This is a genomic window from Mesorhizobium sp. M1A.F.Ca.ET.072.01.1.1 (genome assembly GCF_004023325.1).
Taxonomy (GTDB): Bacteria; Pseudomonadota; Alphaproteobacteria; order Rhizobiales; family Rhizobiaceae; genus Mesorhizobium.
On sequence record NZ_RZSF01000212.1, the window covers coordinates 1 to 11,813 of the forward strand.

Sequence of the window (11,813 nt, forward strand, 5' to 3'; positions counted from 1 at the left end):
GCTTCATCATGGGATATGCTGGTCTCGACGCGGAGGCGTTGCGACGCGGCGTTGCGGTGCTGGCGGATATCGTCGCCAAGCACCGCTGACGAACGCCGGATCAAAAGATCTCGCTGCTCTCCTGCGGCACCGGCCCCAGCAGGACAGAGTCGTCCGGCACGCCGTTGTCGATCGGAATGGCCCGGCGCTCGGGCATGTCGGCCATCGGCTGGCCGACATCTGCTGTGACCACGACCGGCGTCTTGTTGGGCACGCGGTCATAGAGGTCGATGATATCCTGATTGATCAGGCGCACGCAGCCCGACGAGACCGACTTGCCGATCGACCACCATTCCGGCGACCCGTGCAGACGATAGAGCGTGTCCTGGTTGCCTTTGAAGAGGTAGAGCGCACGCGCCCCGAGCGGGTTCTTGAGCCCGCCGGGCATACCGCCGTTCTTGGCGCTGTATTCCGTCAGTTCCGGCTGGCGCGCGACCATCTCGTCCGGCGGCGTCCATTTCGGCCACTTCTGCTTCCATTGCACGACCGCATCGCCCGACCATTCGAAGCCGGCGCGGCCGAGACCGACGCCGTAGCGGATCGCCTGGCCACCCTCACGCACCAGATAGAGGAAGTGGTTGGTGGTATCGACGACGATGGTGCCCGGGCGCTGTCCGGTCGGATCGGGAACGATCTGGCGCAAATATCTGTGATCGATCTTGTTTACCGGGATGGCCGGCAGGTCGAAGCCGTTGTCGGACATCGGCCCATACATGGTGGCGTAGTCGCCGAGCGGCGCCTCGACAGAGGCCGGCGGTGGCGGCTGCACGGCTGCCGGGCGAGGACCGGTGGTCGAGCAGGCGGAAACCGCCGAAGCAGCTCCAAGGGCCGTGAGATTGAGGAAGCCACGGCGGCTGATGCGGAAGGAAGCGTCTGACATGGTTGCCTTTTCTAGGTCTTAATCGCAAGAATGCATGAATCCGCGGGCCGGCCGCCGGCAGCTGTTAACAGTCGGCGGTGATAGGCGGTTCCAATTCTGGCCTCAGGGTGGACAAACAAAGGCGAAGCTGTGACTGCGACACATCTGTTGCACTGCAGCAACAGCACCCTCAAACCCCTGCCAGAAGGCCTTCGAGCGAGGGCAGGATGAGCCCCGGCGGAAAGTCCCGGTATTCGTCGGGCTGATTGGCGCGATTGATCCAGACGGTGCGGAAGCCGAACCTGGCGGCGCCCGCGACGTCCCAGCGGTTGGAGGACTGGAACGACACCGCCCCCGGATAGAGCCGCCAGCCGGTGACCACCATGTCGTAGACCGAAGGATCGGTCTTGAAGCGCTTGATCTCGTCAACCGAGAAGACGTCGTCCAGGATCTGGTCGAGGGCGGCCGATTTCACCGCCGCCCGCAGCATTTCCGGCGAGCCGTTGGACAGGATCGCGAGCTTCGCTCCCGCGGCTTTCAGCGCCTTCAATACCGCCGGCACTTCCGGATAGCAGTCGAGCCGCCAATAGGCTTCCAGCAGCCTTGCCCTGAGCGCCGGATCGGCCGACGGCACCTTGCGCAGCGCGAAGTCCAGCGCCTGCTCGGTCAGTTGCCAGAAATCGGCATAGGCGCCCATCAGCGTCCGCACCCAGGAGTATTCGAGCTGCTTGGCGCGCCAGATTTCGGAGAGAAGCTGGCCGTCCGGCCCGATCTCGCCGGCATGGCGGCGTACCGCGGCGTGCACGTCGAACAACGTGCCATAGGCGTCGAAGACATAGGCTGCATGATGCATAGGAGGAGTTTTGCGGCGCCCGGCCCTGCCGCGCAAGCGCTGATTGCGGTTAATGCATGTCGCCCAAAAGTGGGCAGCGGTTTTCGGAAAGGATCGCATAACACAAAAACCCAACACACAGGGCCCATCCCTTTCCGTCCGCCGTGCTTTAAGTGCCTCTGGCCTCAAGGATTTTTTCCGATGTCGGTTGACGCCGGCCGTCAAAGCGTCGTCCTATGGACGCCGGAACTCATCCATACGGACGGCAAACGATGACACTAGCGGCGGCGGCGCAGTCCGCGACATGGACCTATGTGGACGGCGACTGGTACGAGGGCAATGTTGCCATTCTGGGACCGCGCAGCCACGCCATGTGGCTGGGCACCAGCGTCTTCGACGGCGCCCGCTGGTTCGAAGGCGTGGCGCCCGATCTCGATCGTCACGCCGCCCGCGTCAACGCCTCGGCGATCGCGCTCGGCCTGAAGCCTTCCATGACGACGGAGCAGATCGTCGGGCTGACCTGGGACGGCCTGAAGAAATTCGACGGCAAGACCGCCGTCTATATCAGGCCGATGTACTGGGCCGAGCATGGCGGCTATATGGGCGTGCCGGCCGACCCGTCCTCGACCCGCTTCTGTCTCTGCCTTTACGAGTCACCGATGATTCCGCCTTCGGGCTTTTCGATCGGCGTCTCGCCGTTCCGGCGGCCGACCATCGAGACCATGCCGACCAACGCCAAGGCCGGCTGCCTCTATCCCAACAATGGCCGCGCCATCCTCGAGGCCAAGATGCGCGGCTTCGACAACGCGCTGGTGCTCGATATGCTGGGCAATGTCGCCGAGACCGGCACCTCCAACATCTTCCTGGTCAAGGACGGCCATGTGATGACGCCCGCCGCGAACGGCACCTTCCTCTCCGGCATCACCCGCTCGCGCACGATCAACCTGCTCGGCGACTATGGTTTCAGGACCACCGAGAAGACGCTGTCGATCCGCGATTTCCTCGAGGCGGACGAGATCTTCTCGACCGGCAACCATTCCAAGGTGGTGCCAATCACGCGCATCGAGGACCGCAGCCTTCAGCCAGGACCGGTCGCCAAGAAGGCGCGCGAGCTCTATTGGGATTGGGCGCATTCGACTTCCGCCGCCTGAGCGAACAAAAAAGGCGTTCGGCGCTTCGTTCCGGAGTTGTCCCAACCCATTCCAGACCTATCTTAGTTCGGTAGTTTCACCGGACTTTTCCTGAGGGAGTACCATCCATGGCTTTTGAGTTGCCCGCTTTGCCCTACGACTACGAGGCCTTGCAGCCTTACATGTCGAAGGAGACGCTGGAGTATCACCACGACAAGCACCACAAAGCCTATGTCGACAACGGCAACAAGCTGGCCGCCGAGGCTGGAATGGGCGACCTGTCGGTCGAAGAGGTCGTGAAACAGTCCTTCGGCAAGAATGCCGGGCTCTTCAACAATGCCGCCCAGCACTACAACCATATCCATTTCTGGAAATGGATGAAGAAGGGCGGCGGCGGCAACAAGCTGCCGGGCGCGCTGCAGAAGGCCGTCGATGCCGATCTCGGCGGCTACGACAAGTTCAAGGCGGACTTCGTCGCCGCCGGCACCACCCAGTTCGGCTCCGGCTGGGCCTGGCTTTCGGTCAAGGACGGCAAGCTCACGATCTCGAAGACCCCCAATGGCGAGAACCCGCTGGTCCATGGCGCTTCGCCGATCCTCGGCGTCGACGTGTGGGAGCACTCCTATTACATCGACTACCGCAACGCGCGGCCGAAATATCTCGAAGCATTCGTCGACAGCCTGATCAACTGGGATTATGTCCTGGAACTCTACGAGAAGGCGAAAGGCTGACCATCTCGACAAAAGCCCCGGCATGACCGGGGCTTTTCTTTTGCCGGCGCAGGAGGGCAATTCCAGTCAAGAAAATCGTTGCGGCGCGGAGGGAATAATTCCACTGCAACGCCCGTTAACGTCTAGTCGCGAACTCTCTTCACCATGGAGCCAATTGAATGAGAAAGCTTGTCATCGCCATCTCTTTGCTCGCTTTTGCCGGTTCGGCCGCTTATGCCGACCCGATCAAGGATCGCCAGGCCCTGATGAAGGAACGCGGCAAGCTCGCCGGCCAGTTGTCCAAGGTCGTCAAAGGCGAGGAGGCTTTCGACGCCGCCGCTGTGCTGACGGCGCTAAAGGCGTTGGAGGCGAACGCCGAAAAATTCGATGCCGAGAAACTTTTCCCGGCCGGCAGCGACAAGGGCGACACCACGGCGGCGCCGAAGATCTGGGAAGACATGCCGGGCTTCAAGGCGGCCGGGGACAAGTTCCTGGCCGACGTCAAGGCGGCAGTGGCTTCGCCGCCGGCCGATGTCGATGCGCTCAAGGCGCAGCTCAACACCATCGGCGGCGACTGCGGCGCCTGTCATGAGACCTACAGGATCAAGAAGGGCTGATCGCCTGATATGGCGTGGCTGAAGAAGCTCGTCGGCGCCGTCATCGTGCTGGGCGGCGCCGGCGCGGTCGCCGGCTGGGCGTTGTCAGCGCCCGTCAGGCTTGATGCCGCGGCCGTCGCGCAGCTTAGCCCCGGTGATGCTGCGAAAGGCAAGCGCATCTTCTTTGCCGGCGGCTGCACATCCTGCCACGCCAAACCGGGGTCCAAGGGTGATGCCCGCCTAGAGCTTGCCGGCGGGCTGGAGCTGAAGACGCCGTTCGGTACCTTCGTACCGCCCAACATCTCACAGGATCAAAAGGACGGCATCGGCGCCTGGAGCGAGGAGGACTTCGCCAATGCGATGCTGAAAGGCGTTTCGCCCTCCGGCGAGCATTTTTATCCGGCCTTCCCTTATGCCTCTTATGCTCGCATGAAGCCGGCCGATATCGCCGACCTCTATGCATTTATGAAGACGCTGCCGGCGGTCGCCGGCAAGGCGCCCGGCCACAAACTCTCCTTCCCCTTCAACATCCGTCGCGGCATTGGTCTTTGGAAGCGGCTCTATGTCAGCCCTGAACCGGTCATTGCCTTGCCCGGGGGCGCGCCCGACAAGGTGCTGGCCGGCCGCTATCTGGTCGAGGGCCCCGGGCATTGCGGCGAATGCCACACGCCGCGCGACTTTGCCGGCGGCGTCAAGAAGGCCGAATGGCTGGCGGGAGCCGTGGCCGCCGAGGGCTCGGGCGTGGTGCCCAATATCACCCCGCAGGGCGGCACGAAGGACTGGTCGGAGGCCGACATCGCCAACTATCTCGAAACCGGCTTCACGCCGGATTTCGATTCCGTCGGCGGTGCCATGGTCGACGTGCAGCGCAACATAGCTCAGTTGACGGCCGACGACCGCGCCGCGATCGCAGCCTATCTGAAGACCGTCCCGCCGCATCCCAACGGCTATCCGGCGCGCAAGCCGGCGAGCTGACCGATGCATATCGGCTGCGCGACACCATCGATGCGATCTGCCTGTGATGTCTCACGTCCATATTAGTTGACTTTAATAGTCATGTATCATACGCGCTTCGGCCAGTTTCCAGGCGGACCGAAGCCTTGCCCATGCACTCTCTCGACCTTGTGTCTGAATTCGTCCGTGGCGAGCAGCGCGCAGCACTTCTCTTCGCCGACGGGCGCAGCCTGTCTTATGCGGAGCTCGACGACCTTGCGCAGCACTTCGCCACACGGCTGGGGGATGAGGTAAAGCAGCTCGTCGCTATCTCAGCGGAACCCTCCGAGCATGCGGTCGTCGCCTATCTTGGAGCCCTGCGGGCGGGACATGCGGTGGCCATGCTGCCGCCTTGCGACAAAAGGGTCTGGGACGATTTCCTGGCAGCCTTCCAGCCGGATTTCACCTATCGCCGAGCCGATGGCCGCTGGCGTCTCGTGAAGGAAGCCTGGCCCGCGAGGAACATTGAGCCGCTGCATCCCGATCTCGCGCTGCTGCTGATGACGTCCGGCAGCTCGGGCGCCGCCAAGGCGGTCAGGCTCTCCTATGCCAATCTCGAAGCCAATGCGCGCGCGATCACGACCTATCTCGAACTCTCGTCCGCCGACAGGGCCGCTCTCATGCTGCCGCTGCACTATTCCTACGGACTGTCGGTCCTCAATTCGCATCTGATGGCCGGCGGCAGCATCCTCTTCCCCGGTGTTTCGGCCGTGGACGGCGATTTCCTCCAGATAATCGCCGACGGTGGCTGCACCAATCTGTCCGGCGTCCCGTATTCCTACGAACTCCTGGAACGGATGCGTTTCCGCAACGCTAAGCTCAAGGATTTGCGCATGATGACGGTGGCGGGTGGACAGCTCAGCCCCGACGTCATCCGCCTGTACAGGGATCACTTGCGCGCCGTGGGTGGGCGTTTCTTCGTCATGTATGGTCAAACAGAGGCGACTGCGCGTATCGCTTTCGTCCCGCCTGAGAGCCTCTCCGACCGGGAGGAGCGGATCGGCGTCGCGATCCCAGGCGGCAGCCTCGGCCTTGTCGACGACAAGGGGGAGCCGGTCAGCCGCTCGGGCATCCCTGGAGAACTTGTCTATCGCGGCCCGAACGTCATGATGGGTTACGCCGAGCAGCGTTGTGATCTGGCGCGCGGGGCTGAGGTCGAGATCCTGAACACCGGCGATATTGCCGTCCAGGACGAGCACGGTTTCTTCCGCATTGTCGGGCGCAAGAGCCGCTTTGCCAAGATTGCCGGCCTTAGGATCGGCTTCGATATCATGGAGCAGGCCATGGAGCGGGCGGGCATTGCGGCCGCGGTGCTCGGCGACGATCGGGGCCTACAGGCCTACGTGACCGGCCCCGGCTCGGCAGGCAGGGCACAGCGTATCCTGGCCGAAGTTAGCCGCTTGCCCGCAAATCTGGTTCGAGTTTCGACGCGTGGCGACTTTCCCAGGCTAGCTTCGGGCAAGATCGACTATAGCTGCCTGCAACGCGAGATGTTGCTGGGACGGGCGGAAATCCGCTCCGAACGTGGCGGCGTGCCCGGAGCCTATGCCCGCGTGTTCTATCCGCTTCCGGTCGGCCGCGCTGACAGCTTTGTGTCGCTCGGCGGAGATTCCCTTCGCTTTTTGCAATTGGCTCTGGAACTCGAACGGCTCGGCTTGGAACTGCCGGACGGCTGGGAACGACTAAGCGTTGGAGACCTGACAAATCTTCATTCGGCGAAACGGTCTTTCATGCCGGACCAGGCAAACGAGACGCCTGTCGATATCGTGCTGAGGGCCTTCGCCATCCTGCTGGTGGTCGTGCATCACGAGACGCTGTGGCCTATCCCAGGCGGCTCCGGCATCATGATGCTGCTTGTCGGCTACAGCCTTGCGCGGTTTCAGTCGGTCCATTTGCTTGCCGGTCGGATCCGGTACGCGCTGAAACCTGCGATCGGCGTCCTGATCCCTTATTTTCTCATAGTCGCCGCTTACTCCCTCGCCTGGCAGGCGGCGCCCTGGGCCTCGATGACCCTTACCGGCAACTTCGGCTATGCCGAACCGGAGCGTCACGAGATGATCCCGTATCTCTACTGGTTCATCGAGGCCTATGCGCAGACGCTGTTGGTCTTCGCCCTCGCCTTTGCCGTTCCGGTTCTAAGCAAGCTCGCCCAGGCTCGACCCTTTGCCTTCTCGATCGGACTATTGGCGTTTGCCGCCGCTGCGCGCTTTGCAGTCCCATTGTTCGTGGACTTAGGCAGCCGCCAGATCTTCGCGATCTACTGGGTCTTCCACCTTGCGGTCTTCGGCTGGTGCGCCGGTTTGGCCGACACTCCCGCCAGAAAACTCCTCGTGACCGCATTTGCCACTGCCGTATTGGGGTATCTAGCCTTTTGGGAGTCGGTCTGGCTGGGGACGACGGTCAAGTATTTGACGATCTTCGCGGCGCTCTCGGCTCTTCTTTACCTGCCGCGTGTTCGCCTGCCTGGTGGGGTGGGGCGGGCGGTTACGCAGGTCGCCGTCGCGGCTTTCCCGATCTACTTGGTCCATCGCTTCGTCCCGGAGCTTTTGATGGCACCTGTCGCAGGCTGGCTCCCGGCTCCAGGCTTCCAACTGCTTGCGATCGCCGGCGGCGTCGCTTTAGGCGTCATCGCCGGCAAAGCCTTGGCCGCCATCCGACACCTGCGCGGCAGATTGGCCATGGAGCGCTTGCCGGAATTGCTCTCGGCGTGAGACGCTTCGATCACGGTCGCTCCGATTACGCGTGGCGGTCGCCCAAAAAATCGAAGCCGTTTTCGAAGAAGTGGTTGTAGTCGCAGGTCAGTTCCTCGCCGGGCGCGATGTCGCGCAGCGCGTAGGTTTCCTCCGGCGAGGAGACGTCGCAGTTCGGCTCGTCGGCATGGTTCATGTAGCGCGCATCGTCCGCCTCGAAGACGATATAATTCCGGTCGCGCCTGTCCGGATAGGAGTACCGATCGAGGTAGGACTTCACCGGGCCGCTTTCGTTCTCATAAGTGTCGACCGAAATGCGGCGGTCGAATCTTGGATCGAGCTTCCAGATCAACGTGCCCTTTGGAATGCGGTGTTTGGCGAAGACACCGATGCCCTGGATGGGCGATTTGTCGAGATAGACGTCGACGAGCAGCATGACGAACCCTGCGAATGACGGATGGCGCGGCCCGAACCGGCCGCGACCAAAAACGAGGCGCATTGCGTAGCGCGAGGTGCTCGCGATTGCGAGGGAAAAATCAGGCCTTGCCGGTCACTTTCAACGCAAAGGCGTAGATATACGCGATCTCCTCCAGGCGCGAGAACCGGCCCGAGGCGCCGGCATGGCCGGACTCCATGTTGATCTTGAACAGCACCGGCTTGTCGCCCGCCTTGCGGTCGCGCAGCCGCGCCACCCATTTGGCCGGCTCCCAATAGGTGACGCGCGGGTCGGTCAGACCTGCCAGCGCCAGGATCGGCGGATAGTCGAGCGCCGCGACATTGTCGTAGGGCGAATAGGCAGCGATCGTCGCGTAGTCCTCGGCCGAGGCGGTCGGATTGCCCCATTCGGGCCATTCCGGCGGCGTCAGCGGCAGGCTGGCGTCGAGCATGGTGGTGAGCACGTCGACGAACGGCACCTCGGCGACGATGCCGCCGAAGCTTTCGGGTGCCATGTTGGCGATCGCCCCCATCAGCATGCCGCCGGCCGAGCCGCCCTGCGCGACGATGCGATCGTGCGACGTGTAGCGCTCGGCCACGAGATGGCGCGCTGAGGCGATGAAATCGGTGAAGGTGTTCATCTTGTGCCGACGCTTGCCGTCGTCATACCAGCCGTAGCCCTTGTCCTTGCCGCCGCGCACATGGGCAATGGCGTAGACGAAGCCGCGGTCGACCAGCGACAGGCAATTGGTGTTGAAGGCGGCAGGAACCGTGATGCCATAGGAGCCATAGCCGTAGAGCAGGCAGGGCGCCGAGCCATCAAGCGGCGTGTCGCGATGGTGGATCAGCGAGATCGGCACCAACTCGCCGTCGGCAGCCGGCGCCATCAGCCGGCGCGTGACATAATGCTCCGGATCGTGGCCCGATGGCACCTCCTGCGTCTTCAAGAGAACGCGCTCGCGGCTGCGCATGTTGTAGTCGAATACCTGTGCCGGTGTCGTCATCGACGAATAGGTGAAGCGCATGACTTCGGTGTCGTATTCGTAGGAGCCGGAAAGGCCGAGCGAGAAGGCCTCCTCGTCGAAGGCAATGAGGTGCTCCTCGCCGTTTGCCCGATCGCGCACGACGATGCGCGGCAGGCCCTCCTTGCGTTCCAGCCTGACCATGTGGTGCCTGAATCCGAGCACCGACAGGATCAGCCGGCCGGGCTCGTGCGGCACCAGTTCCTTCCAGTTGGCCTGCACCGGATCTTCGACCGGCGCGGTCATGATCTTGAAGTCCTTGGCGCCGTCGGCATTGGTGAGGATGAAAAAGACGTCACCACCTTCCTCCAGGTCATATTGCAGGCCGGTCTCGCGCGCCGCCACCAGCTTCGGCTCGGCGAACGGCTCGTCGGCGCGCAGAAGCCGGTATTCGGAGGTTTCATGATCGTTGATGCCGATCATGATCCAGTCGTTGGAACGCGTGCCGCTGACATCCATGAAGAAGCCGGCATCCGTCTCTTCGTAAATCAGCCGATCGTTCTCCGGATTGTCGCCAAGCGCGTGGAAGAACACTTTTGACGGGCGGTGGCTGTCGTCGAGGCGGGTGTAGAAAAAGCCGTCGTCTCCGGCATTCCACACGCCGCCGCCACCTGTATCCGGGATCTGATCGGTGAGTTCCTTGCCGCTGGCGATGTCTCGCACGCGCAGCGCGAAGAACTCCGAGCCCTTGTCGTCGAAAGCCCAGAGCAGCTTGCGATGGTCAGCCGAATGGTCGAATCCGCCAAGACGGAAATAGGGCTTGCCTTCGGCTTCCGCATCGCCGTCGAGCAGGATCTCCTCAATGCCGCCATCACGCGGCGTGCGGAAGTAGCGCGGTTGCTCGCCGCCGAGCTTGAACGACGAGCCATAGGCGTAGGGACCGTCCTTCATCGGCACGGTGGAGTCGTCCTCCTTGATGCGCCCCTTCATCTCGGCGAACAATTTGCGGCGCAGCTCGGCCGTGTCGGCCATCAGCGTTGCCTGGTAGGCATTCTCGGCCTCGAGATGAGCGCGGATCGCGCCGTCGAGCAGTGCAGGGTCCCTGAACATCGCCTGCCAGTTGGCGGCCCGCATCCAGGCGTAGTCGTCGGTGCGGGTGATGCCGTGATGAACGTCGAAGATGGGGCGTTTCTCGGGCCGCGGCGGGATGGCGGTCGGGAAGACGGAGGTTCTGGTCATTGCGTCTCGCTGTGGAATTGCCTGAAATTTGCTTGAATGGCGAATGAACGCGTCGCTCAGCAGCGGTTCAAAGGGCGGGGTTCAAGGTGGTCTACACAAGGTAAGTCGAAAGGGGAAAAGATGAAATCCTATGTTCGAGCCGCCGTGGCTTTCGCTGTCGCTTCGGCGGTCCTGGCCTTTTCCGGCCAGTCTCATGCAACCGTGTTCGCGGCCTGGCAAGTGGCTGGCGTGCCGTTCGGCGACACGCTCAACGCGCGCAAGTATCCGTCAAACACATCGCAAAGACAGGCGGCCTATCCGAATGGCACTGTCTTGCAGATGACCGGCCGTTGCACGGGCGGGATAGATCTGCTCGACATTGCCGGCCAATCGCACTGGAAGCAGCGGCAGGCGATCCGCTACCGCTGGTGCGAGGTCTGGCACGATCCGGCGCAGAACGGTCATTTTGTTACCGGCTGGGTCTACGGCAAGTACATCAAACCCCACTGAGAGGTTCGTCGAGGCGACTTGGCTGTTCGACGCGAGGATGAATGTCCGCGCCATGATCCATAGGATTCTTCGCTCACCGGGCGGCCAAACATTAGTTTAGCCAAGCATAAAGAACCTGTTTTGACGCGACCAGAGGTGTAAAAAGCGTGCTTGGCGCCACGTCAGGCTGCACTGGTCCGGCCAGAAAAATCTCGCTAAGTTACACGGCACACGAATTTTTGAAGCTGAATCGGCAATATTTGATGAATATCGCCGAATATAATTCAATAGGTGAATTGACTTACTTGCAGCACAGGGTCATTAAGATGACGCGACGCGAATCGCAGGGTTTGCCTGCATGAATTTCGCGCGATGCCCGATCCAGAAAAAGGGCGCAGTCTAGAAAACAAACTCTCGTTGGGGCCTGAGCACAATGGATATCGTCGAAACACCTTCAAGGAATGGGGACGCGCTAATCGAGCTGACTGCCGATGTCGTCGCGGCCTATGTCAGCAACAACCCGGTGCCGGTCGGCGAACTGCCGAACCTGATTGCCGACGTCCATGCCGCGCTCGGCCGCGTCGGCGGCACGACGGAGCAGCCTTCGGCCGAGAAGCAGAAGCCGGCCGTCAACCCGAAGCGCTCCGTACATGACGACTACATCGTCTGTCTCGAAGACGGCAAGAAGTTCAAGTCGCTGAAGCGCCACCTTATGACGCATTACAATCTCACCCCGGAAGAATACCGCGAGAAGTGGGGTCTGGACGCCAACTATCCGATGGTTGCTCCCAACTACGCAGCCGCCCGTTCGCAGTTGGCCAAGAAGATGGGCCTCGGCCGCAAGCCCAAGGGTCGCCGGT

At 62.3% G+C, this 11,813-nt stretch carries 11 protein-coding genes; 7 read left to right on the forward strand and 4 right to left on the reverse strand.

The window, feature by feature from the left end; translation table 11 throughout:
* Window positions 1–100: 100 nt before the first annotated feature.
* A complete protein-coding gene (locus EOA32_RS24690; protein ID WP_128373120.1) occupies window positions 101–919 on the reverse strand; it encodes a L,D-transpeptidase in 819 nt (272 codons plus the stop codon).
* A gap of 169 nt (window positions 920–1,088) precedes the next feature.
* The gene (locus EOA32_RS24695) at window positions 1,089–1,751 is read right to left on the reverse strand and encodes a haloacid dehalogenase type II (protein WP_067320889.1); all 663 of its coding nucleotides are present in this window, start codon (window positions 1,749–1,751) and stop codon (window positions 1,089–1,091) included.
* A 251-nt stretch (window positions 1,752–2,002) separates the two neighbouring features.
* Between EOA32_RS24695 and EOA32_RS24700 the strand changes: the two genes are divergently transcribed.
* The 5 genes from EOA32_RS24700 to EOA32_RS24720 all read left to right on the forward strand — a co-directional run bounded on the left by EOA32_RS24700 (window position 2,003) and on the right by EOA32_RS24720 (window position 7,870).
* On the forward strand, window positions 2,003–2,881 hold the full coding sequence (locus EOA32_RS24700) for a branched-chain amino acid aminotransferase (protein WP_128373121.1): 879 nt from the start codon (window positions 2,003–2,005) through the stop codon (window positions 2,879–2,881).
* Between the two features lie 107 nt (window positions 2,882–2,988).
* The gene (locus EOA32_RS24705; protein ID WP_095830368.1) at window positions 2,989–3,591 is read left to right on the forward strand and encodes a superoxide dismutase; all 603 of its coding nucleotides are present in this window, start codon (window positions 2,989–2,991) and stop codon (window positions 3,589–3,591) included.
* 158 nt (window positions 3,592–3,749) lie between these two features.
* Window positions 3,750–4,187, forward strand: coding sequence for a cytochrome c (locus EOA32_RS24710; protein ID WP_066997679.1), 438 nt, complete (start codon window positions 3,750–3,752; stop codon window positions 4,185–4,187).
* A 9-nt stretch (window positions 4,188–4,196) separates the two neighbouring features.
* Complete coding sequence (locus EOA32_RS24715) at window positions 4,197–5,141, forward strand: cytochrome c (protein WP_066997676.1); 945 nt, start codon at window positions 4,197–4,199, stop codon at window positions 5,139–5,141.
* A 131-nt stretch (window positions 5,142–5,272) separates the two neighbouring features.
* Window positions 5,273–7,870, forward strand: coding sequence for an AMP-binding protein (locus EOA32_RS24720; protein ID WP_128373122.1), 2,598 nt, complete (start codon window positions 5,273–5,275; stop codon window positions 7,868–7,870).
* A 25-nt stretch (window positions 7,871–7,895) separates the two neighbouring features.
* Here EOA32_RS24720 and EOA32_RS24725 read toward each other — a convergent pair whose 3' ends face one another.
* On the reverse strand, window positions 7,896–8,285 hold the full coding sequence (locus EOA32_RS24725) for an SET domain-containing protein-lysine N-methyltransferase (protein ID WP_066998147.1): 390 nt from the start codon (window positions 8,283–8,285) through the stop codon (window positions 7,896–7,898).
* A 100-nt stretch (window positions 8,286–8,385) separates the two neighbouring features.
* Window positions 8,386–10,485, reverse strand: coding sequence for a S9 family peptidase (locus EOA32_RS24730; protein ID WP_128373123.1), 2,100 nt, complete (start codon window positions 10,483–10,485; stop codon window positions 8,386–8,388).
* Window positions 10,486–10,605: 120 nt separating this feature from the next.
* Here EOA32_RS24730 and EOA32_RS24735 point away from each other — a divergent pair, with 120 nt between their 5' ends.
* Both EOA32_RS24735 and EOA32_RS24740 read left to right on the forward strand, forming a co-directional pair.
* The gene (locus EOA32_RS24735) at window positions 10,606–10,974 is read left to right on the forward strand and encodes an SH3 domain-containing protein (RefSeq protein ID WP_128373124.1); all 369 of its coding nucleotides are present in this window, start codon (window positions 10,606–10,608) and stop codon (window positions 10,972–10,974) included.
* 412 nt (window positions 10,975–11,386) lie between these two features.
* Window positions 11,387–11,813, forward strand: a 427-nt coding sequence (locus EOA32_RS24740) for a MucR family transcriptional regulator (RefSeq protein ID WP_067320912.1), incomplete at its 3' end; no start/stop codon positions are given.

Excerpts from the sequence above, each read along its gene's own strand:
- EOA32_RS24690 (WP_128373120.1), bottom strand. The coding sequence starts at position 919 with ATGTCAGACGCTTCCTTCCGCATCAGCCGCCGTGGCTTCCTCAATCTC.
- EOA32_RS24695 (WP_067320889.1), bottom strand. The coding sequence starts at position 1,751 with ATGCATCATGCAGCCTATGTCTTCGACGCCTATGGCACGTTGTTCGAC.
- EOA32_RS24700 (WP_128373121.1), top strand. The coding sequence starts at position 2,003 with ATGACACTAGCGGCGGCGGCGCAGTCCGCGACATGGACCTATGTGGAC.
- EOA32_RS24705 (WP_095830368.1), top strand. The coding sequence starts at position 2,989 with ATGGCTTTTGAGTTGCCCGCTTTGCCCTACGACTACGAGGCCTTGCAG.
- EOA32_RS24710 (WP_066997679.1), top strand. The coding sequence starts at position 3,750 with ATGAGAAAGCTTGTCATCGCCATCTCTTTGCTCGCTTTTGCCGGTTCG.
- EOA32_RS24715 (WP_066997676.1), top strand. The coding sequence starts at position 4,197 with ATGGCGTGGCTGAAGAAGCTCGTCGGCGCCGTCATCGTGCTGGGCGGC.
- EOA32_RS24720 (WP_128373122.1), top strand. The coding sequence starts at position 5,273 with ATGCACTCTCTCGACCTTGTGTCTGAATTCGTCCGTGGCGAGCAGCGC.
- EOA32_RS24725 (WP_066998147.1), bottom strand. The coding sequence starts at position 8,285 with ATGCTGCTCGTCGACGTCTATCTCGACAAATCGCCCATCCAGGGCATC.
- EOA32_RS24730 (WP_128373123.1), bottom strand. The coding sequence starts at position 10,485 with ATGACCAGAACCTCCGTCTTCCCGACCGCCATCCCGCCGCGGCCCGAG.
- EOA32_RS24735 (WP_128373124.1), top strand. The coding sequence starts at position 10,606 with ATGAAATCCTATGTTCGAGCCGCCGTGGCTTTCGCTGTCGCTTCGGCG.